Origin of the sequence: Halomonas sp. (assembly GCF_052095695.1) — a bacterium.
Taxonomy (GTDB): Bacteria; Pseudomonadota; Gammaproteobacteria; order Pseudomonadales; family Halomonadaceae; genus Vreelandella.
The window spans coordinates 1-21,021 of sequence record NZ_JBQDLQ010000001.1 but is presented as its reverse complement, the minus strand read 5'-3'; the positions used below and the strand labels follow the sequence as shown (position 1 = coordinate 21,021).

Here is a 21,021-nt window from a genome sequence, read left to right as displayed (position 1 = left end):
TTACAAATCGGCGAGTAGCCACACATCATAAGCGACTTCTTCATAAGGGTGGGCAAGTTTCAAGGCCGCAATAGCGCTGTGAATATGGTCCTCGTCGCATATCATCTCGACTTTGAATTCTTCAACGCTTGCCAAACTGCCGACCGCGCCGATATGCGGGTTGGTGCCTTTCGTTGGCCGAAACTGGCCGGTGCCGCGGGTTTGAAAACAGACATTTTCATACAAGCCAATATGCCCAGCGCCGGACTCAAATACGGCCTGTTTAACGCTTTCGGCATCGTTGATGGGAACGTAAAAAGCCAGTTTATACATGCATAATCTCCAAATAGTGTGAGCATGGTGAGGCGATATACCACTTGCCCATTAGCGATGCTTATCTATTAGCGACGCTTGTCTATTAACGAATAGGTGGCTTCTGGTCGCGGCATTACCTTTGTATGATGACACGTAAATTAACATTGAGAGAGCGGCATATGGATAAATTCGAGGTTAAACTGGATCAGGCCGCCAGAGCCGCCTGGATGTCCTTCGTGGGCGGAATGACGCAGGATGAAATTGCCTACCAGCTAGGCGTCTCCAGGCCGGGAGTACAGAGATTATTGGCCCTGGCGCGACAGGAAGGCTTGGTTAAAGTCCATATTGATCATCCTATTTCCACCTGTATGGCGCTAGGCCGCACGCTGCGTGATCGCTTTAGCTTAGCCTACTGCGAAGTGGTACCTGCTGATAATCACGCACCTGACAGCGTGCTTTCCTATCTGGCGGTAGCCGCCGCAGAACGTATTGCCAAACTCGTTGAACGTAGTGAGCCATTAACGCTTTCGTTAGGCTCTGGGCGTTCGGTTCGCGCCGCAGTGGAGTCGCTCAGGCACGTTGAGCGTCCACAGCATCGCTTTGTGTCGCTGGTGGGTAATGTCGCCAGGGACGGCTCTACGAACCGTTACGACGCCGTCATGTTGATGGCTGATAAAACCGGCGGAGAACGTTTTTTGTTGCCCACGCCGATAGTGGCTGGGTCGCTGGGCGAGAAAGAGGCGATGCTTACGCAGCGCCTGTTCAAGGCGATTGCTGACGTGGCCACAGAATCAGAAGCCGCTTTCATTGGCATAGGGCGTATCGACCGGCAGGCCACGCTGTTTCGAGATCACTTCATTAGCGAAAGCGAGCTGGATGAGCTGTTGGGCTTAAAAGCGGTGGGCGAGCTATTAGGGTGGCCGCTTAACAGTGATGGCGACGTCATTGACTGTTCGATTACACGCCGCGTTACTAGCCTTCCCTTAGAGCGTTTTGGTAAACATCTCATGGTCGCGATTGCAGGTGGGCGTGAAAAAGCGCCGGCCATCCGCGCAGCGCTGCGCGGTGGTTGGCTCAAAGGATTGGTAACCGATGAGGTTGCCGCAAGGCAGATTGTAGAAACGTTATAACGCGTCAGTGCGCGTAGCCGGCACTAGGTTAGCGTAAAGTCTAAGCCCAGGGCTTTGCTTTTTTCCGACTTACGTACGATCATTTGTTTGGTTGATGATCAATAAGATCAAGGCGACAACAATGCCAATACATGCCCATAGGAGTGCTTTATGCGATTCGCACGTCACTTGCCCGTCACCACGCTAGCCGCCGCTATTGCTATAGCGGGAAACGCCCAGGCGCAAACAGAGCTTACTGTGGCGACGGTAAACAATAATGATATGGTGATCATGCAAAGCCTCACCGAGGCTTTCGAGGAAGCGCATCCTGACATTACCCTGGACTGGGTAGTGCTTGAGGAAAACGTGTTGCGTCAGCGTATGACCACTGATATTGCTACCGGTGGCGGTCAGTTTGACGTGATGACGATCGGTACTTACGAAGTGCCGGTCTGGGCGGAGCGAGAGTGGCTGGAGCCGCTAAATGACTTGCCAGACGAGTACGCCGAGGATGACTTGCTAGCCTCGGTGCGCGATGGCTTGAGCTTGGATGGTACGCTGCACGCGCTGCCTTTCTACGCTGAAAGCTCGATGATGTATTACCGCAAAGACCTGTTCGAGCAAGCCGGTATAGAAATGCCGGAGCAGCCGACGTGGGCGCAGGTGCGTGACTGGGCCGAAGATCTTCACGGCAGCGAAGAGGGTTTGGCTGGGATCTGCTTGCGCGGCAAGCCTGGGTGGGGTGAAAACATGGCGTTCATCACAACGCTGGTGAATACCTATGGCGGGCGCTGGTTTGATGAGCAGTGGAACCCAGAACTCAACTCCGAGGCGTGGGTCAATGCCGTTCAGTTCTATGTTGATCTACTGGGTAACTACGGCCCACCAGGCGCGAGCTCTAACGGCTTCAATGAAAACCTAGCGCTGTTCTCGCGTGGCAATTGCGCCATGTGGGTGGATGCCACGTCAGCGGCAGGCAAGCTTTACGATGCTAACGAGTCTGACGTCGCGGATAGCCTTGGCTTTGCGCCAGCCCCCATCGCTGAAACGCCTAAGGGCTCGCACTGGTTGTGGTCTTGGGCGCTGGCTATCCCGGCCTCCTCCGAGCATAAAGAGGCTGCGCTTGAGTTCATTACCTGGGCAACGTCGCAGGAATACATTGAGCTAGTCGGCGAAACCAACGGCTGGACCAGCGTGCCGCCGGGAACCCGAGAGTCGACTTATGCCAACGAGCAGTACACCGACGCGGCTCCGTTTGCTGATTTCGTACTTAACGCTATCAAAGAAACCAACCCTAACGACTCAACCCTTGAACCAAACCCTTATGTCGGTGTACAGACCGTCAATATTCCTGAGTTTCAGTCGATTGGCACTCAGGTTGGGCAAAGCATTGCGGCGGCTTTAATCGGTGATACCACGGTTGAGCAGGCATTAGACGGTGCCCAGCGCGCTACCGAGCGCACCATGCAGCGAGCTGGCTATATCGAACGATAAGTAGCTAATGCCTGCTCTTACTGGCTGTTAGTAGGTGAGGGCAGGCGTTTTGTCGGTGTTTTCTAGCAAGTCTGTTGTCTCGCAGGTACTTTCATGAATAAAAAACGTGCTTCTGGCCGTACAGTCGGTGGGTTAAGAACGCTTTCGCTTCAGGCGCCCGCTGTCACGCTGCTCCTGCTATGGATGATTGTGCCGTTAGGCATGACGCTGTGGTTCTCCTTCCAGTATTACAACCTGCTCATGCCCGACATGGCCGGCTTTGCCGGGGTGGAAAACTACCACTATCTGTTGACCGACACCGCGCTGTGGAGAGCCATGGGCAATACACTGCTACTGGTTGGGTCAGTGCTAGCGATTACGGTGATTGGCGGCACGTTACTGGCGGTGCTGTTTCAGCAGGAGTTCGCGGGCCGTGGTATTGCTCGCGTATTGGCTATTTCACCTTTCTTCATCATGCCCACGGTCAGTGCGCTGGTGTGGAAAAACATGATGATGCACCCGTCTAACGGAGTGCTGGCATGGTTATTTGAGTCCGTTGGTCTGCCAGCGATTGATTGGTTTTCGGCATTACCGCTAACGTCCATTGTGATTGTTGTCGCGTGGCAGTGGCTGCCCTTTGCGCTGTTGATTCTGCTCACCGCCATGCAGTCGTTGGATGAAGATCAAGTGGAAGCTGCGCGCATGGATGGCGCGGGGCCGATTGCTATTTTCTTCTTTATTACGCTACCGCACTTAAGACGCGCCATTAGCGTGGTGATTATGATTGAAATGATCTTCCTGCTGACTATTTTTGCGGAAATTTTTGTGACGACCTCGGGTGGGCCTGGTTTAGCGACCACCAACTTGGCTTACCTGATTTATATCCGTGCGCTACTGGATTTTGACGTGGGCACTGCGTCCGCCGGTGGGGTGATTGCCATCATCCTTGCCAATATAGTGGCGATCTTCCTGGTCCGTATGGTGGCCAAAAACTTGGAAGACTAGACCGGCACTTGTGTCTTGGGAGCATTGCAATGACAACATTACGTTCCAAAACGGCTGCGCCACATTTGATGACGGGGTGGCGGTCAGCACAGGCAAAGCGGGCTTTTATAACCGTGCTGGGCTGGTCAATTGCCCTGGTGATCTTTTTTCCGATCTTCTGGATGATACTGACCGGATTCAAAACAGAAACAGCAGCGATTGCTGACCCGACGCTGATTTTTTCCCCGACGCTTGAAAGCTATCAGGCCGTACATGAGCGCTCTGGGTATACACGCTTTGCGCTTAACAGCGTAGCGGTAGCCTTTGGCTCTACCTTCTTGGCATTGCTGATTGCGATACCGTGTGCCTATGCCATGGCTTTTTTGCCGACGAAGCGCACCAAAGGCACCTTGCTGTGGATGCTCTCCACCAAAATGCTGCCATCAGTGGGCGTACTAGTGCCCATTTATCTGATCTTTCGAGATGTCGGCCTGCTCGACACGCGTACTGGGCTGATCATCATTTATACGCTGATGAACCTGCCGATTGTGGTGTGGATGCTTTACACCTTCTTTAAAGATATGCCCAAAGAAATTCTAGAAGCAGGGCGGATGGACGGCGCTTCTACGTTGCAGGAAGTGTTCTTTTTGCTATTGCCACTGACCCTTCCAGGCATCGCCTCAACGGGGCTGCTGTCGGTTATTTTAAGCTGGAATGAGGCGTTTTGGAGCCTCAATCTTACCACTTCAAAAGCGGCCCCCTTAACGGCGTATATTGCCTCGTTCTCAAGTCCTGAGGGTCTGTTCTGGGCCAAGCTGTCAGCGGCATCCACTATGGCGATTGCTCCCATTTTAATACTGGGCTGGATGACTCAAAAACAAATGGTACGTGGCCTTACCTTTGGTGCCGTCAAGTAAAGGAGCTTCCTCATGGCAACACTGCAACTGCGCAATATTACCAAGCACTTCGGCGACACCCAGGTAATTAAAGGTATCGACCTTGAGGTGAATGATCGCGAATTCGTGGTCTTCGTGGGCCCCTCTGGCTGCGGTAAGTCGACCTTGATGCGCATGATCGCCGGGCTAGAAAGTGCCAGCGATGGCGACATTTTAATCGATGGTCAGCGTATCAATGACGTTGGCCCCGCGGATCGCGGCCTTGCGATGGTTTTCCAAAGCTATGCGCTTTATCCGCATATGACGGTGGAAGGCAATATGGGCTTCAGCATGAAGCTTGCGGGCGTGCCTAAAGAGGAGCGGCGTGCCAAGGTGCTGGAAGCGGCCAAAATTCTGCAGCTCGAACCACTGTTGGAACGCAAGCCGAAGGCGCTTTCGGGTGGTCAGCGTCAGCGGGTGGCGATTGGCCGCGCCATTGTGCGCAACCCCAGTATCTTCCTGTTCGATGAGCCGCTTTCTAACTTAGATGCCGCGCTGCGTGTGCAGATGCGAATTGAGCTGGCACGGCTGCACGATGAGCTAGATGCGACCATGATATACGTCACCCATGACCAGATCGAAGCCATGACCATGGCGGATAAAATCGTTGTGCTTCACGACGGTGTGGTGGAGCAGGTGGGTTCGCCTATGGCGCTCTATCACCACCCTCGCAACCGCTTTGTCGCTGGGTTTATCGGCTCCCCGAAAATGAATTTTCTACCGGTAACGCTGACCGACGTAACGCCAGAAGGCGTGGGTATTCGATTGCCCGGTGGCGGTGAGCGCAGCGTACCGGCTGACGGTCAGCATTTGGCTACCAACGCGACTCTTGAGCTAGGCGTTCGCCCGGAACATCTGGTACTTGATGAGCAGGGGCCGCTGAGTGGCGAGATTAAGGTGCTGGAGCGCCTGGGCGGCCAAACCTCGCTCTACATCCAAATGGATGATGAGCTGGTCACGATTATGGCCGATGGTGACGTCGCCTATAGAGTGCACGACACGGTGCATTTTGGTTTTGCCCCTGAGCGTGCTCACTTGTTCGACGCGAATGGGCTAGCGTTAGCCAGCTTGCAGCAGCACCCTTTGGCCGCGCTGACCCGCCATGATAACCGCGCCCCATCGCCTGCAGAGGATCCTGCATGAAGACGCTCATCTTTGACTGTGACGGAGTGCTGGTCGATAGCGAGGCACTTGCTGAAGAGACTCTCGTTGAGTACCTGTCACGATGGTTACCCGACCTAAATGTCATCCAGGTGCTCAGCCAAGCACTTGGTATGACCACCGCCAATATTTTACGTCACCTTGAACAGCTAAGTACCCACACCTTGCCGCTCGATGCTACCGAACAAATGGATACGGCCATTGAAGCGCGTTTGGCAAGCGAGCTTCGAGCGCTTGAGGGTGCAGATGAAGCCGTCCGGCGTATACCGCTTGCCAAGGCCATTGTCTCCAACAGCCGTCGTAGCCGCGTGCTGGCCTCGCTTGCCAGCACTAAGCTGGCGGATGCCTTTGGCGCAGTACCAATTTTTACCGCTGAACAGGTCGCTAAACCCAAGCCTGATCCAGCGCTTTATCGGCTCGCAGCGCATCAGTTGGGTCAATTGCCTAAAGACTGTTTGGTGGTAGAAGACAGCGTTTCCGGCGTGACCGCTGCCCACGCTGCCGGTATGTGTGTGATTGGCTTCATTGGGGCCAGCCACGTGGATGCTGAGCAGTCAGCGCGACTGACTAACGCCGGTGCATGGCGCATTTTAGACCACCTGCATGGCTTGGAAGCCTTGGTTAACGAGTGGCAGGCCATCGCCAAGTGAGCCTTGACTGGAGAAATACCGATGACCCAACTTAGCAATCTCAATCTAGCCAAGCTCAGTGCCGATGTTGCCACACCTGCCTATGACCGTCAGTCACTAACGCCCGGTATTGTGCATATCGGGGTAGGTGGCTTTCATCGCGCTCATCAGGCGATGTACCTAGATGCATTGATGAATCAGGGAGAGGCGCTTGGCTGGGGAATTGTTGGCGTAGGCGTGATGCCTGGCGACAAGCGCATGCAGCAGGCGCTAGCGGCGCAGGATTATCTGTATACGCTGGTGGTCAAGCATCCTGATGGCCAATATGAGCCTCGTGTGATCGGTAGTATGGTGGATTACTTGTTTGCCCCCGAAGACGGTGATGCAGTGGTTGAGCAGATGGCGGACCCGGCGATTCGTATCGTGTCGCTAACGGTTACCGAAGGGGGCTATAATTTTCATCCGGTGAGCGGCGAATTCGATGTTGATAATCCGCAAATACGCGCTGATCTTGCCAATCCTACTCAGCCGTTCAGCAGCTTTGGTCTAGTCGTCGAAGCGCTTGCTCGCCGCCGTGCGCAGGGTGTGACGCCCTTTACCGTGATGTCCTGCGATAATATTCAGGGCAATGGTGATGTGGCCAAACGTATGTTCGCTGCCTATGCCCAGGCGCGTGATCCTGAATTAGGCGCTTGGCTAACGACGGAGGTGGCGTTTCCCAATGCCATGGTCGATCGCATTACTCCGGTGACGTCGCCTGTTGATATTGAGGAACTGAGCCAACGCTTTGGTGTAGAGGATGCCTGGCCGGTGGTTTGCGAGCCCTTTACCCAGTGGGTATTGGAGGACGATTTTCCTCTGGGGCGCCCCGCGTTTGAAAAGGTGGGCGTGCAGCTAGTGGACGATGTTGAACCTTATGAGCTGATGAAGCTGCGCCTGCTTAACGCAAGCCATCAGGCACTGACCTATTTTGGCTATTTGGCGGGCTATCGCTATGCCCACGAAGTTTGTCAGGACCCGCTGTTCGTCAATTTTTTAATGGGTTATATGTGCGAAGAAGGCACCCCAACGTTATCGCCAGTGCCGGGCGTAGACCTTGAAGCCTATCGATTAACGCTGATTGAGCGTTTCGCCAACCCGCAAATTAAAGATACGCTGGCAAGGCTGTGCGCCGAAAGCTCTGATCGTATTCCCAAATGGCTCGTGCCGGTAATTCGCCAACAGCTGGCTCAGGGCGGTGATATAGCACGCAGTGCTGCTGTCGTGGCTAGCTGGGCGCGCTATGCCGAGGGTGTGGATGAGCAAGGTCAAGCTATTGAAATTGTTGATCGCTTAAAGGCGCCCTTGATGGCCATTGCTGCCCAGAACCGCACGCGACCCACGGCCTTTATTGAGAGTCGTGAGCTGTTTGGCGACCTAAGCGACAGCCCTCGATTTGTTGACGCTTATCTGGCGGCGCTAACAGCGCTGCACGAACGCGGCGCACGCGCTACTCTAGAGGGGCTGGCCGTGTCCAAAGGAACGTTGTGATGTATATCGGGGTAGATTGCGGTACCCAAAGTACCAAGGTGGTTGTGGTAGACGTTGAGCGGGGGGGGATTCTGGCTGAGGCGAGCTGCCCCCATCGCCTAGATGAAGGCGAAAATGGTCGACGCGAGCAGGCACCCGCTGAATGGTTAGCGGCTCTCAAAGGCGCCTTCTTTGCCGCACTGGAGCGTGCAGGAGTTCTCGCGAGTGACGTGCGAGGGATCGGCGTATCCGGCCAGCAGCATGGGATGGTGGCACTGGATGCCGACGGCGCGCCGGTTTACCCGGCTAAGCTGTGGTGCGATACCGAAACCAATGCACAGAACATTGACTTAGTCGCGCGCCTGGGGGGCGAAGCAGGCTGTTTGGATAAGCTGGGGCTGGTATTACAAACGGGCTATACCGCGTCTAAACTCGCTTGGCTGCGTGAGCAGCACCCCAATGCCTATCGGCGAATTGACAGCCTGCTCCTGCCGCACGACTACCTGAATTACTGGTTAACCGGTGAGCGCGTCACCGAGGCAGGCGATGCATCAGGCACTGGCTATTTCGATACCCGCAATCGTTGCTGGCAGTTGGATGTGTTTGTTGAAATAGCCCCCGAACTAGACCCGGCGAAGGTATTGCCTCGCGTGCTAGAAGCCCATGAGTCAGCCGGGTTTGTGCGCCCAGCGGTAGCCCGAGAGCTTGGGCTGAGCGATCAGGTCGTCGTCTCTTCTGGCGGTGGCGACAACATGCTGGGCGCCATTGGTACCGGCAATATCACCCCAGGGCTGATTACGCTCAGTCTAGGTACGTCTGGCACCGTCTGCGCCTATTCGGCGACGCCCGTCGAATGTGACAGCGCCATGGTTGCCAACTTCTGTTCGAGTACTGGCGGCTGGCTGCCTCTTATTTGCACCATGAACGTTACGTCAGCCACTACGCGAGTACGCGAGCTGTTCGGTTTAGATCTGCCGGCATTTAGCGAGAAAGTATCAAGCGCGCCAATAGGCGCTGAAGGCGTTACCGTATTACCGTTTTTTAATGGCGAGCGGGTGCCAATGCTGCCTGATGTGTCGGCGGACTTTCTCGGTCTAACTAGTTTAAATACCACCCAGGCTAATTTATGCCGGGGCGTAGTAGAGGGGGCCACGTTCGGGCTACGCTATGGGCTAGAGTTACTGGGTGATATCACCGCTGGCGCTAGCCAAATCCGGCTAATCGGTGGCGGTGCCAATAGCCCTGTATGGCGGCAGATGGTGGCCGATATTACCGGCACCCAGGTGATTTGCCCCGAGATTACCGATGCGGCAGCGCTAGGCGCTGCGCTACAGGCGGCTTGGTGCGACCAGCGTGCAAACGGCGTAACGTTAGAGACGCTGTGTGAGCGCTTAGTGCATTTGGATGCGCAGTCGCTGGCTGACCCACGTCCAGACAGGGTGGCCGCGTACCAACCCATTTATGCCCGCTATTGCGCGGCACTTGAACAACGCCATGGCGGCGCCTAACAGCCTATTAAGGAGATTGTATGACGAGTCAGTTGCAACAGTTGAAGCAACATTCACTGGTAGTCGCCGATACCGGTGATCTTGACGCTATTCGCCGCTATCAGCCCCAGGATGCCACCACCAACCCGTCATTGCTGCTTAAAGCTTTTAGCCTGGCAGGTTATCAAGGATTGATTGATGAAGAGCTGAGCGGCGTAAAAGCCTCAAGTGGCAGCCGTGAAGAACAGGTTAGTCATGCCGTTGATCGGCTTGCAGTCGCCATGGGTAGTGAAATTTCAGCCGTGGTGCCGGGGCGTGTTTCTACCGAAGTAGCTGCGCGTCTTTCCTTCGATACCCAGGCTAGCATTGCCAAAGCCCACGAGCTGATCGAGCTTTATAGCGCCCGCGGTGTCGCCCGTGATCGTGTGCTGATTAAACTAGCATCTACCTGGGAAGGCATTCGTGCCGCCGAGGTGCTTGAGCGTGAAGGCATCCAGTGCAACCTAACGCTGCTGTTCAGCGACGCCCAGGCCCAGGCCTGTTTTGATGCGGGCGTATTCCTGATTTCTCCTTTTGTGGGCCGTGTCACCGACTGGTACAAAAAAGAGACAGGCAATGATTACGCCCCTGCAAATGATCCAGGCGTTCAGTTTGTGCAGGGCGTATGTGAGCGAGCCAATCAGGGCGGCTACGATACCGTGGTAATGGGCGCGAGTTTTCGCACCACGGGCCAAGTGCTAGCGCTGGCAGGCTGTCCGCGGTTAACCATTTCGCCCACCTTGCTTGAAGAGCTGGAGGCCACTGAGGGCGGCGTCAGTGCACAGATCAATGCTAACAAACAAAATGGTAAGCCCGCGACAGCGTTAAGCGAATCAGCTTTCCGCTGGGGGCATAACCAGGATGCCATGGCGAACGACAAGCTGGCTGAAGGTATTCGTCGCTTCCACGAAGACCAGCTTGAGTTAGAAGCGTTAATCGATAAGCGGCTTGGTTAATCGGGTTTAGACAAGCAGTACTAGCACAATGCCGCCTCAGTCAATTGGTTAGGGCGGCATTGTTTTGTAAACGGGGTATTGATTCGCGCGAGTTTCGCCAGTAAAAAAAACTATTTATCGTTAACCTATAATACTTTGGACTAGGGTAATCTTGACAAGAGAGTGCACACACAAATTTCGATTGTTCAAGGCTAGCATACATACATGAATGTAACTATAATGCTCATCTTTCTGAATGGCCCAGTACGTTAAGTGACTTAGTACGCTCGCCATCCCGACGCTAATGCTTAGAGGCAACCCCCATGCGACTGGCACACTGGGCAGCCAATGCCCCTTTACGACCCTTACTGTTAGCGGTGTTTGCCGCTTCTTTTGTGCTGCCTGCTCAGGCGGCTGACCTCATCACGATTACCCGTGATGCGTTAGATAATAACGCAGCACTTGCCTCTGCGCGCTCTGAATACTTGGGCGTTGAGGCCGGCCGAGATGTCGCACGGGGCGGACTATTACCTCAAGTTAATGCAACGGGTAATGTGGCGCATAACCAGCAGTATGAAAGCCAGGGCAGGTCTGGCGTAGGTGCTGGTGGTGCCGGAGCGGGAGGCCCTGAGCTGGGCACCACTGGGTCGAGCGATGACCGTTACAACACCGTATCGCTCCAGCTTGAAGCCACTCAGGCGTTGTTCGATGAAGTGACTCGCCAACAGTTTACTCAGGCCGAACGGCAAATTGATCAGCAGGTTTATCTGCTGGCGGCCACCGAACAACAGCTGTTGATTGATGTGGCTAGCGCCTATTTCGAAATTCTGCGCGCTTACGAAGTATTAGAGGCGCGTTTTGCTCAAGAGCGGGCGATCGGGCGGCAGTTTGAGCAAGCCGGTGAGCAGTTCGAAGTCGGCTTGATTGCGATTACCGAAGTAGAAGAAGCGCGCGCCACATTTGATCAGTCACGTGCTGACCGCATTGCCGCAGAGAGCAGTCTGCAGGTGGCTTTTGAAGCGTTAGAGCAGCTCACTGGTCAGCGCTATGCCAGTATCGACGCGTTGGAAGACAGTATGCCGATTGCGCTTCCTGAGCCCAGCAGTCGCGACTATTGGGTAGAGCAAGCCATTGAGCGCAACCCGCAAGTATTAGCGCAGCAGGCAGGTATTGAGATTTCACGCAGTGGTGTGGACATTGCTCGCGCGGGACGTTTGCCAACTATTCAGGCGTTTGGTAGCTATCAGTTCGCTGATAACGATATTGACAGTACTACCGGTCATGATTCGTCTAGCCAAGTAGGCGTGAGTGCCAACTTACCTCTTTACACCGGCGGCAGCACGAGCGCCAGGATTCGACAAGGGACCTATCAACTGGAGAGCAGCCAGTATGATTTCGAGTCCCAGCGTCGGATGTCTATCCAGCAAGTGCGCTCGCTATATACCCAAGTCAGCAATGATGTAGAAACGGTTGAAGCGCGCCAGCAGGCCATTGTGTCGAACCAAAGCGCGCTAGAAGCAACCCGCGCGGGCTATGAGGTGGGCACTCGTAATATTGTGGATGTGCTGAATGCTGAGCAGAACTTGTACAACGCTATCGCTAATTATGCTGAATCTCGCTACAGCTATGTGGTGAATTTACTATCGCTGCGTCAGCAGTCGGGTCTTTTAGATGTGGATGCCATTGAAGACCTCAATAATTGGCTAACGGGCGATGAAGTGAACTTCACTTTGCCCGAAAGCGGCGGTGATGACCGTTACCAGCGCGCACTCGACATTGGTGCACCGCCCCAGCCTGGCCGGTAATGATGTCAAGTCGAACGTGCATTAAGCGCGAATCTGCTATCAGTCGATCTTAAAAAGATATATGGGAATTGCAACGTATGAAGAAAATGATTCACTCACATAGAGCGAGTCTGGTGACGCTGGTAGCCGCGCTGGCACTTGCCGCCTGTGGTCAAGAACAGACTGAAGCCCCACCGCAGAGTCAGCAAGAGGCGCCGCCGCATAAAGTGGCAGTGGCAGAGATGGCTCGCCAAGATATAGCGTTGGATAAATCGTACCCCTCGCTGTTACGCAGCGATAACGAAGTTACGCTCGTCGCGCGAGTGGATGGTTCGCTGGAGGAACGTCACTTCGAACCTGGGCAAATGGTAGAAAAAGGCGACCGCCTTTACACCATTGAGCCGGATCTTTATCAGGCCACCGTCAATCAGCGCGAAGCCGATTTACAAAGTGCGCAGGCCCAGCTGTCTCGCGCTCAGCGTGATGCCCAGCGCTTTGAACAGCTGCTGAGCCAAAACTCGGTGAGCCGTCAGCAGTATGACCAAGCGTTAGCCGACCAGCGCGTGGCACAGGCAAGCGTGGCACAGGCAGGCGCGGTATTGACCAGCGCCAATCTAGACCTAGGCTATTCCCAGGTGACCGCGCCCGTCTCGGGCATGATCGGCTTGAGTCAAATCAATGTGGGCAATGTGGTGACGTCTGGCACGGAGCTTGCCACGATCACACCGCTGGACCCGCTAGAAGTGCGTTTTCAATTACCCCAGCGCGATGCCTTTGAGCTTCGCAGGCAGTTGAGCCAGGGCGGTGACCCTTCTGATATCCGTGCCCGGTTAAGCATTCCCGGCGTGAGCGGTGGCACTGACTCTGAGCTTGAAGGTCACTTAGACTTTTTGGGCTCCCGAGTGGATAGCGGTACGAGCACGGTACAAGCATCCGCCACGTTCGAGAACCCTGACGCTACCGTACTGCCAGGTCAGTTTGTACGCGTTCGCATTGAGGGCTTAAAGCGCTTTGATGTAATGGCCGTACCTGAAATTGCCGTTACTCAGGGCTTAATGGGCCCGCAGGTACTGGTGCTGGATGACGAGAATAAGGCACGCGAACAAACGATCTCCTTAGGTGAAGTGGCAGGCCCGTGGCAACTGATTCGCGAAGGTCTGGAGCCAGGTGATCGAGTGATTGTCGGTGACCCTGCCGGTTTATCACCGGGTATGGCGATTGACCCGCAGCCGTTTGATGGTGATGCGGCTGCCGTTGTTGAAGATGTTGAGCAGCAAGAAGCACAAGAGCAGGCTGAAGCAGCGCAAGCGATGGAAGCGGGTGCTGCCGATGGACAGCCCGCTGAAGGAGAAGAGGGTGCGCAATAATGAACTTCTCTAACTTCTTCATCAGCCGCCCGATATTTGCCACGGTACTGGCAATTATCGTGACGCTGGTAGGCGTTATGTCCATGCGAGTGCTGCCTATTGAACAGTATCCTAGCGTGGTGCCGCCTACCGTGTCGGTGCAGGCGCAGTTCCCGGGTGCTGACGCCGAAACCGTTGCCCAAACGGTCGCGGCGCCGCTGGCAGAAGCTATAAACGGCGTTGAGGACATGCTCTACATGACCTCGAACAGCGCTGATAACGGCATTATGAGCCTGAGTATTGCATTCAATATCGGCACGGATGGCGACATAAATACCATTAACGTCAATAACCGCGTACAGGGCGCTCTTTCTCAATTGCCTGAGGCCGTGCAGCAGCAAGGTGTTACCGTCGAGCTGCGTTCAGACTCTATTTTGATGCTTATTGCGTTGACCTCACCCAATGGGGACTACAACAACGTCTATATGCAGAACTACGCCACGCTCAATATTCTGGATGAGCTGCGCCAAGTGCCGGGTGTGGGTAATGCTGAAGTGCTGGGTGGCGGTGAGTTTGCCATGCGTATTTGGATGGACCCAGACAAGTTGGCTCAGTACGACCTGACGCCTAGTGAAGTGGCGAGCGCGATTAGGTCGCAAAATACTGAAATCCCAGCGGGTAGCTTGGCATCCACGCCCCAAAGCGAGCCGCGCGCTTATACGTATACGATTACCGCAGGCGGCCGACTGAATAATGTGGATGATTTCCGCAATATTTATCTGCGCACCAATAACGATGGGTCGTCACTGCGCCTAGAAGACGTTGCGCGCATTGAGCTTGGGGCATCTTTTTACGGTATTGATGCGCGTTTGAACGGCTCTACGATGACGCCGATTATCATTAATCAGCAGCCCGGAGCAAACGCATTAGCAACGGCGGACGCCGTGCGGGAAACAATGGATGAGCTGCAAGGGCGTTTTCCGCCAGGGCTTGAGTATGCCTCACCTTACGATACCACGTTGTTTATTGATGCCTCAGTAGAGACGGTTTTCCATACCTTTATTGAAGCCTTTCTGATCGTTATCGTCATTTTGTTTATCTTCTTGCAGAATTGGCGCTTTACCGTGATTGCGATGTCGGTGGTGCCGGTAGCCGTGGTAGGTACTTTTGCCGGTTTCTACCTGTTTGGTTTCTCGATCAATCTACTGACGCTGTTCGCGTTGGTGCTATCGATAGGTATCGTGGTTGATGATGCCATCTTGGTGGTTGAAAACGTCGAACGTGTACTCAGTGAAGAAGAGGATATAAGCGTTCGCGATGCAACCATCCGAGCAATGAAAGAGGTCGGAGGGCCGGTCATTGCGACATCGCTGATTATGGCTGCCGTGTTTATCCCTGTTGCTTTCCTGGGCGGGTTTACTGGTCAGATTTATCAGCAGTTTGCGATTACCGTGGCCATCTCTGTCGCGCTATCGGCGGTCATGGCGCTGACCTTTACACCGGCGCTCTCCGCGATCTTTATCAAGCATAAAATCGCCGGGGCGGGTGAGTCTAAATTTAAACGTGCCTTGAATACGCCTTTGCGCTTGTTTGATCGCATGTTTGCCGGTATCACTGCTGCCTACATGTGGGTGGTGAAAGGGTTGGTGCGTCTATGGGTGTTGGCATTAGCGCTCACGGTGCTGGTCGGCGTTGGCTCTTACTGGCTGTATGCCAACACGCCTTCAACGCTGGTGCCAGAAACCGACCAGGGGATCGTGCTGGTGAGCGTGTCGCTGCCGGATGCCGCGTCGCTTGATCGTACTCAGCGTTACATGGAAAAGCTCAGTGCTGAAATTGAAGAGATTCCGGGCGTGGAATATTCCTCAGCCATTGCGGGTTACGACATCCTGTCGAGCGCCGTGAATACGGCTCGGGGGATCATTTTCGTCAGCATGAGCACCTGGTCTGAGCGTGACCTGACGGCCAGCGGCCTTGTTGGGCAAATCATGCAGCTAGGGGCAAGTATTGACGGCGGCTCTGCCATGGCGTTTAACGTGCCGCCAATTATGGGCCTCTCGACGACCGGCGGTTTTACCGGCTACCTGCAGTCCTTTGATGGTGCATCAACGCGTGAGCTTTATGAAGCATCGCTGCAAATCATGCAGAAGGCCAATGAGCATCCTGCTTTAAACCAAGTGTTTTCAACGTTCAACGTTAACGTACCTTCGTACCGTGCGAACATTGATCAACAGAAGGCATTGAGCTATGGCGTGGCACTGGGTGATATCAACTCAGCATTAGGTAATACGTTTGGTAACGGCTTTGTGAACTACTTTAGCTATCAAAACCGTAATTTCCAGGTGTACCTGCAAAACGAAGATGATTTCCGTAAGACGCCAGATGACGTTAGCAGTGTGTATGTGCGCGGCGGCAACGGTGAGCGTATACCGCTTTCTGAATTCGTAGAGCTTGAGCGCCAAATAGGGGCTTCTGTGGTATCCCGCTTCGGTGTTTATGCGGGTGCCCAGTTCCAGGGCAATCCAGCGCCCGGCTACAGTTCTGCTCAGGCGATTGAGGCGATGGATTCAATCGTACAAGAAACGCTGGGCACTAACTGGGGTATGGGCTGGACCGGTACTGCTTATCAGGAGGCCAATCTGGGTAATGCGGCTACTATGGCGATCGTCTTTGGTATGCTGATGGTGTTCTTGATACTTGCGGCCCAGTATGAAAGCTGGTCACTGCCGCTGGCGGTACTAACGGCAACGCCTTTTGCTTTCCTTGGCAGCATAGGGGGCATTGTACTGCGCGGCCTGGACACCAGCGTGTATGTGCAAATAGGTATGCTGGTGGTTATAGGGTTGGCAGCGAAGAACGCTATATTGATCGTCGAGTTTGCTGAACTTCAGCGTAAAGAGCATGGCAAATCAATTCGCGAAGCGGCGATTATCGCGGCCGAGCTGCGTTTCCGCCCGATTGTTATGACCTCGCTTGCGTTCATCTTTGGTACTCTTCCGCTGGCGTTAGCCACCGGTGCCAGCGATGTGAGCAGCCACCACATTGGTAGCACGGTCGCGATGGGTATGCTGTCTGTCGCAACGCTGGGCAGCCTGTTTATCCCCAGCTTTTACGCCATGATTGCGACAGCATCGGATTGGCTAGGCCGTAAGATGCGAGGGCACAAGCATGAATCCTCCAAGCCAGCGCTTGAGCACAATCAAGACTAACTAATCCCCTTACGATGGGTAAGCAAGCAATAAACGGGTGTCACCTTCGGGTGATGCCCGTTTTTTTATCTGATGAAAATAGCGTTAAAAAGAGGTACTAAAAAAGCTAATGTAGACTAAGCTTTAAATAATAATACATCGCCGGCTAAGTATCGGAGGAGCGACACCATGGAACATGTACTGCACGCTGCCATGCAATTTCCGAGCATTGTGCTCGTTGTCTTACTGGGGTTACTGGCGTTCTACTGGCTATTAGTGCTGATCCGAGTAGCCCCACTAGATTTATTTGAACGTGACAGCTTAAAAGAAGACCATCTCGCCAGCACGTTGGTTTCGCTAGGCTTCGCTGGTGTGCCCGCCATGCTGGCACTGAGCGTTATTTTGGCTATTTCAGCGGCATTCACGTTGATGACAGAGCTCTTGGTCTTGCGCTGGCTGCCACTTGGCTTAATACGTATTCCGGTGGGCGTACTGGTATTGTGGTTGTCCATGGTCGCTGCTTCACCGATTGCAGCATCGATTTGCCACGCGTTGCACCGTGGGTTACACCGCTATCGTCCATTTACTCGCCGGTGCTTGTTGGGAGAAACCGTGGTGGTGACTGAGCGCCAAGGCCGCGGTGAGTTAGCATTTGCAGTGATTGATAATGAGCCTAACAGCGCAATAACGCTGCATAGCAAGGAAGGGGCGCTGCCATTTCAAGGCGAGCGGCGTGTGTTGGTTAAATACCTGCCCTCAGAGGGTGCTTATCGAAGCGTGTCAGAGCATGACTACCTAGAAACACGCGTTCATTTGAATAAGCTGCGGCTCAACCGGAAAAAACGCCACTCGGCGCCATACTCGACTTCGCCTTGATGGGAAACAGCTGGGCGTATCGCCTAAAAGCGTCGCTCAGCTATTGCCACCACTTCCGCCACTGCTGAGTTAGCCACTGAATGAGAGTAGGACTAACCTTGGTGGTTTGAATTGGCTCGTTGGGCACTACATGAGCCTTTTCAGCCCGTATTAAAAAGCGCTCAATGGGCGCGACCTGTTCAGGTCGATCTAGCATGGGGGCGTGCCCGCAGTTAGGCACACTGAGTGTCACCATTGACGGCTGAAGCTCGGCCATACGCGGCAACGTCGCTGCGTCTAGTAGCGTCGATTGTTCGCCACGAATAACCATCACTGGGCAGCGAATACTCGCCCAGTCAGTCCAGGTATCACGTGGCGTGTCATGTATAAACTGCTCGCTGATACGCGGATCGAAGTGGTACGTCCAGCGGCCATCTGGCAGCCGGCGGGCACTATTGAGTGCTAATTCGCGCCAAGCCGCATCACTGTTGATACCGAAGCTGGCGTAGTGCTGTTGGAGCTCTTGCTGTAGCTCGCTGAAGTTGGAAAAACAATGGTAGACACCAAAGTAGCTGGAAAGCGCTATTAGCCCCTGTTTGTTTAGCTCTGGCCCAACGTCATTTAGAACCAGCCGGGAAATACGAGCACTGTATTGCGGGGCAGCGGCAATCAACATGCCTAATAACCCACCCATGGAAGTGCCCAGCCAATCAACTTGATCAAGCTTAAAGTGATCGAGTAGTGCGATGGCGACCGTCACATAGTGGCTGTAAAGGTAATCGTGGTGGGGAAACAGTGACCAGCTGGAAAGCCCGCGGCCGGGGATGTCGGGGGCCAAAATACGCCATTCGCTGCCTAATTCACGCGCCAGCGCGTCAAAGTCGCCACCGTGGCGAGCAAGGCCATGCCAAGCGATAAGCGTGCGGGGGGCGTTTGGGTTCCAGATGCGTACGGCGACTTCTAATTCGCGTACGCGGATAAATTCGAGGGCATCCATAGCGTGCTCACCTAGCTATAAAGAGAGCCAGTATTAGCATGTTTGCTGCAATGCAGCGAGGGGTGGGTGCAGTGTTTAGCGGTGCATCATACGAATAGAGGCATCAATCAGTTCGCCGCCGCGCTCGCGAATCGAGAAAGCGTCGGGGTTGCGTAACCAGTCATGGAAAAGGCCGCCCAGCATGGATTGCATCAGGCGTGCTGCTACTTCCGGAGTTAAATCGTCGCGCAATAGCTTTTGCTGTTGCGCGAGACTAAACACTTCCAGCATCTCTTCAAAACACTCGTTGCCGATCTCTTCCTGCATTTCGAGTGGGTTAATGTCGCTAAAGAATTCGCAGCGATGCAATAAAATGGACAGTACTCGCTGGTAAGACGGCTGCTCGAGGCGCGCTAAGCCTGCGTGGCATGCTAGGCGTATTGCTTCAAGGGGAGATAGTTCGGCGTCGGCTTTGCTTACCTCATCCATTAGCGACTGGAAGGGCATGCGCACTTGTTCAATCAACGCCATGAACAGGTCGCCCTTGTTTTTAAAATGCCAGTAAACGGCACCGCGGGTAAGGCCTGCATGGCGAGCAATTTGCTCAAGGGATGTGCGTGCCACGCCTTTGGCAAAAAACACCTCTTCAGCAGCTTCTAACAGAGCTTCTCGGGTAGCAGCAGCTTCAGCTTTGGTTTTTCTTGCCATGGAAATGTAACCTTCATAATCGACACGGGATGATCATATTTTAACCTAAGCTGAATAACATTTACATTCAAAACTGTATGGATAGATGGTCGAGTGCATACGTGGGTTAACAAATTCGTCATTTTGGTGCTTAAGGGGTATAAACAGGTAATCAAACCGGCTCACATGGGTAATGCTGCTGCTTGGCTTACCCATTGAAAAACAGGATGTATACATGGCGCGAGCACCTTTTCGTCTGGGCGAGCACTCCATTATGCCCGGTCAGCGTTTACAAATAGACGTGCCGGTAGCGCGTTTATATACCCATACGCCGCTGCATATCCCTGTGGAGGTTGTGCACGGGCGCAAGGATGGCCCTGTTTTACTGGTTTGCGGTGGTATTCATGGCGACGAAATCAACGGCGTGGAAATTGTGCGTAGGGTACTGCGCGCCAAAGTGATTAATAGCATTCGCGGCACGCTGATCGCGGTGCCGGTGGTCAATGTGTTTGGTTTCTTACAGCAAACGCGCTATTTGCCTGATCGGCGTGATCTTAATCGCTGCTTTCCGGGCAGTGAGTCAGGCTCGTTAGGTGGTCGGATTGCCGCTCTATTTCGAGAACAAATTGTTGATCACGCCACGCATATTATTGATCTGCATACCGGGGCGATTCACCGTACGAACCTGCCGCAAATTCGTGCACAGCTGCGGCCGGGTAGTGAAACCGAGCGGATGGCAGATGCTTTTGGCGCGCCCGTGGTGCTTAACGCTGAGCTGCGTGAAGGTAGCCTACGCCACTACGCGCAGAGCCGTGGTATTCCAGTATTAACCTATGAAGCCGGTGAAGCGCTGCGCTTTGATGAATGGGCGATTGCGCCGGGTGCCCGCGGTGTGCTGCGCGTTATGCGGCGTTTAGGTATGTTGGCCGGTGAGCAGCGCCGCCGCACGCCTGCGCCTGCTGAACTGGCCAACGGCTCAAGCTGGGCAAGGGCGCCTATCGACGGTATTTTGCGCCCCAAGGTGCGCCTAGGCGCGCGCGTTGCCAAAGGTGAGGTGCTGGGCAAAGTGGCCGACCCTTTTGGCAATGAAGAGAGCGAAGTGCGCGCGGTGGCAGATGGAATTGTGATTGGGATGAGCCGCTTGCCGCTGGCTAACGAAGGTGAAGCGCTATTTCATATTGCCCGTTTCGATGAAATTGAGGAGGCTGAAACGGCCATCGAGAGCTTTAACTCAAGCTTGGTGCCGCCCACGGATTCTTTTTCTTAGTCTCTGCTTATAAATAAAAGCTATTGGTTTGATAGAGAAGTGATAGCCGCCATACATGGAAAGTTAGCGGCTGATTGGCTATACCTAAAGGTGGACTTTGTTAGCGGCTACATTGATAACAATGAAAATAAATAGCCAAGCTTTCATCGTACTCGAACGAGTGGCGGTCAAACGCCACGTCTACCGTGACATGGAGGAATAGCGATGACGAGCGATAACCCTAAGCACACCACAACGGATGCGGGCATACCGGTCAGCAGTGAAGAACACTCACTCTCAGTAGGCCCCGATGGGCCGATTGTTTTGCACGATCACTACTTGATGGAGCAGATGGCTGCCTTTAACCGGGAAATGATTCCGGAT

Annotated in this window: 18 protein-coding genes; 15 read left to right on the top strand and 3 right to left on the bottom strand. The window is 54.1% G+C overall.

Features of this window, described 5'->3' with window-relative positions:
* Window positions 1-312 carry an NGG1p interacting factor NIF3 gene (locus ACTH5D_RS00090; protein ID WP_441667634.1) on the bottom strand — a complete coding sequence of 104 codons (312 nt, stop codon included), beginning with the start codon at window positions 310-312 and terminating at the stop codon, window positions 1-3.
* A 161-nt stretch (window positions 313-473) separates the two neighbouring features.
* Here ACTH5D_RS00090 and ACTH5D_RS00085 point away from each other — a divergent pair, with 161 nt between their 5' ends.
* The 13 genes from ACTH5D_RS00085 (at window position 474) to ACTH5D_RS00025 (ending at window position 17,749) form a co-directional block, all read left to right on the top strand.
* Window positions 474-1,424: a sugar-binding transcriptional regulator gene (locus tag ACTH5D_RS00085; RefSeq protein ID WP_441667633.1), complete on the top strand. Its 951-nt coding sequence runs from the start codon at window positions 474-476 to the stop codon at window positions 1,422-1,424.
* A 150-nt stretch (window positions 1,425-1,574) separates the two neighbouring features.
* The gene (locus ACTH5D_RS00080; RefSeq protein WP_441667632.1) at window positions 1,575-2,897 is read left to right on the top strand and encodes an ABC transporter substrate-binding protein; all 1,323 of its coding nucleotides are present in this window, start codon (window positions 1,575-1,577) and stop codon (window positions 2,895-2,897) included.
* A gap of 93 nt (window positions 2,898-2,990) precedes the next feature.
* Entirely contained in the window at window positions 2,991-3,881 is an 891-nt protein-coding gene (locus ACTH5D_RS00075) for a carbohydrate ABC transporter permease (RefSeq protein WP_441667631.1), read from the top strand.
* A 68-nt stretch (window positions 3,882-3,949) separates the two neighbouring features.
* Entirely contained in the window at window positions 3,950-4,777 is an 828-nt protein-coding gene (locus ACTH5D_RS00070) for a carbohydrate ABC transporter permease (protein WP_441667709.1), read from the top strand.
* A 12-nt stretch (window positions 4,778-4,789) separates the two neighbouring features.
* A complete protein-coding gene (locus ACTH5D_RS00065) occupies window positions 4,790-5,938 on the top strand; it encodes an ABC transporter ATP-binding protein (protein ID WP_441667630.1) in 1,149 nt (382 codons plus the stop codon).
* Window positions 5,935-6,606, top strand: coding sequence for an HAD family hydrolase (locus ACTH5D_RS00060; RefSeq protein ID WP_441667629.1), 672 nt, complete (start codon window positions 5,935-5,937; stop codon window positions 6,604-6,606). The genes ACTH5D_RS00065 and ACTH5D_RS00060 overlap by 4 nt, the downstream gene beginning before the upstream one ends.
* A 21-nt stretch (window positions 6,607-6,627) precedes the next feature.
* Window positions 6,628-8,115, top strand: a complete 1,488-nt coding sequence (locus ACTH5D_RS00055; RefSeq protein ID WP_441667628.1) for a mannitol dehydrogenase family protein — start codon at window positions 6,628-6,630, stop codon at window positions 8,113-8,115.
* A complete protein-coding gene (xylB, locus tag ACTH5D_RS00050) occupies window positions 8,115-9,602 on the top strand; it encodes a xylulokinase (protein WP_441667627.1) in 1,488 nt (495 codons plus the stop codon). The genes ACTH5D_RS00055 and xylB overlap by 1 nt, the downstream gene beginning before the upstream one ends.
* A 20-nt stretch (window positions 9,603-9,622) precedes the next feature.
* Window positions 9,623-10,576, top strand: coding sequence for a transaldolase (gene tal / locus ACTH5D_RS00045; RefSeq protein ID WP_441667626.1), 954 nt, complete (start codon window positions 9,623-9,625; stop codon window positions 10,574-10,576).
* Window positions 10,577-10,878: 302 nt separating this feature from the next.
* Window positions 10,879-12,360 (top strand): TolC family outer membrane protein, encoded by a 1,482-nt coding sequence (locus ACTH5D_RS00040; protein ID WP_441667625.1) that lies wholly within the window; start codon window positions 10,879-10,881, stop codon window positions 12,358-12,360.
* A gap of 77 nt (window positions 12,361-12,437) precedes the next feature.
* Window positions 12,438-13,706: an efflux RND transporter periplasmic adaptor subunit gene (locus ACTH5D_RS00035; protein ID WP_441667624.1), complete on the top strand. Its 1,269-nt coding sequence runs from the start codon at window positions 12,438-12,440 to the stop codon at window positions 13,704-13,706.
* Complete coding sequence (locus ACTH5D_RS00030) at window positions 13,706-16,894, top strand: efflux RND transporter permease subunit (RefSeq protein WP_441667623.1); 3,189 nt, start codon at window positions 13,706-13,708, stop codon at window positions 16,892-16,894. The genes ACTH5D_RS00035 and ACTH5D_RS00030 overlap by 1 nt, the downstream gene beginning before the upstream one ends.
* A gap of 168 nt (window positions 16,895-17,062) precedes the next feature.
* Window positions 17,063-17,749: a hypothetical protein gene (locus ACTH5D_RS00025; protein ID WP_441667622.1), complete on the top strand. Its 687-nt coding sequence runs from the start codon at window positions 17,063-17,065 to the stop codon at window positions 17,747-17,749.
* A 40-nt stretch (window positions 17,750-17,789) separates the two neighbouring features.
* On the opposite strand, the gene ACTH5D_RS00020 is transcribed toward ACTH5D_RS00025, so the two are convergent.
* The gene (locus ACTH5D_RS00020) at window positions 17,790-18,725 is read right to left on the bottom strand and encodes an alpha/beta fold hydrolase (protein WP_441667621.1); all 936 of its coding nucleotides are present in this window, start codon (window positions 18,723-18,725) and stop codon (window positions 17,790-17,792) included.
* A 75-nt stretch (window positions 18,726-18,800) separates the two neighbouring features.
* Window positions 18,801-19,412: a TetR family transcriptional regulator gene (locus ACTH5D_RS00015; protein WP_441667620.1), complete on the bottom strand. Its 612-nt coding sequence runs from the start codon at window positions 19,410-19,412 to the stop codon at window positions 18,801-18,803.
* Between the two features lie 214 nt (window positions 19,413-19,626).
* Between ACTH5D_RS00015 and ACTH5D_RS00010 the strand changes: the two genes are divergently transcribed.
* Both ACTH5D_RS00010 and ACTH5D_RS00005 read left to right on the top strand, forming a co-directional pair.
* Complete coding sequence (locus tag ACTH5D_RS00010) at window positions 19,627-20,658, top strand: succinylglutamate desuccinylase/aspartoacylase family protein (protein WP_441667619.1); 1,032 nt, start codon at window positions 19,627-19,629, stop codon at window positions 20,656-20,658.
* 204 nt (window positions 20,659-20,862) lie between these two features.
* On the top strand, window positions 20,863-21,021 hold a 159-nt coding region (locus ACTH5D_RS00005), incomplete at its 3' end, for a catalase (protein ID WP_441667708.1).

Bases quoted from the DNA above. Each gene is read 5' to 3' on its own strand.
- ACTH5D_RS00090 (WP_441667634.1), bottom strand. From the start codon at position 312: ATGTATAAACTGGCTTTTTACGTTCCCATCAACGATGCCGAAAGCGTT.
- ACTH5D_RS00085 (WP_441667633.1), top strand. From the start codon at position 474: ATGGATAAATTCGAGGTTAAACTGGATCAGGCCGCCAGAGCCGCCTGG.
- ACTH5D_RS00080 (WP_441667632.1), top strand. From the start codon at position 1,575: ATGCGATTCGCACGTCACTTGCCCGTCACCACGCTAGCCGCCGCTATT.
- ACTH5D_RS00075 (WP_441667631.1), top strand. From the start codon at position 2,991: ATGAATAAAAAACGTGCTTCTGGCCGTACAGTCGGTGGGTTAAGAACG.
- ACTH5D_RS00070 (WP_441667709.1), top strand. From the start codon at position 3,950: ATGACGGGGTGGCGGTCAGCACAGGCAAAGCGGGCTTTTATAACCGTG.
- ACTH5D_RS00065 (WP_441667630.1), top strand. From the start codon at position 4,790: ATGGCAACACTGCAACTGCGCAATATTACCAAGCACTTCGGCGACACC.
- ACTH5D_RS00060 (WP_441667629.1), top strand. From the start codon at position 5,935: ATGAAGACGCTCATCTTTGACTGTGACGGAGTGCTGGTCGATAGCGAG.
- ACTH5D_RS00055 (WP_441667628.1), top strand. From the start codon at position 6,628: ATGACCCAACTTAGCAATCTCAATCTAGCCAAGCTCAGTGCCGATGTT.
- xylB (WP_441667627.1), top strand. From the start codon at position 8,115: ATGTATATCGGGGTAGATTGCGGTACCCAAAGTACCAAGGTGGTTGTG.
- tal (WP_441667626.1), top strand. From the start codon at position 9,623: ATGACGAGTCAGTTGCAACAGTTGAAGCAACATTCACTGGTAGTCGCC.
- ACTH5D_RS00040 (WP_441667625.1), top strand. From the start codon at position 10,879: ATGCGACTGGCACACTGGGCAGCCAATGCCCCTTTACGACCCTTACTG.
- ACTH5D_RS00035 (WP_441667624.1), top strand. From the start codon at position 12,438: ATGAAGAAAATGATTCACTCACATAGAGCGAGTCTGGTGACGCTGGTA.
- ACTH5D_RS00030 (WP_441667623.1), top strand. From the start codon at position 13,706: ATGAACTTCTCTAACTTCTTCATCAGCCGCCCGATATTTGCCACGGTA.
- ACTH5D_RS00025 (WP_441667622.1), top strand. From the start codon at position 17,063: ATGGAACATGTACTGCACGCTGCCATGCAATTTCCGAGCATTGTGCTC.
- ACTH5D_RS00020 (WP_441667621.1), bottom strand. From the start codon at position 18,725: ATGGATGCCCTCGAATTTATCCGCGTACGCGAATTAGAAGTCGCCGTA.
- ACTH5D_RS00015 (WP_441667620.1), bottom strand. From the start codon at position 19,412: ATGGCAAGAAAAACCAAAGCTGAAGCTGCTGCTACCCGAGAAGCTCTG.
- ACTH5D_RS00010 (WP_441667619.1), top strand. From the start codon at position 19,627: ATGGCGCGAGCACCTTTTCGTCTGGGCGAGCACTCCATTATGCCCGGT.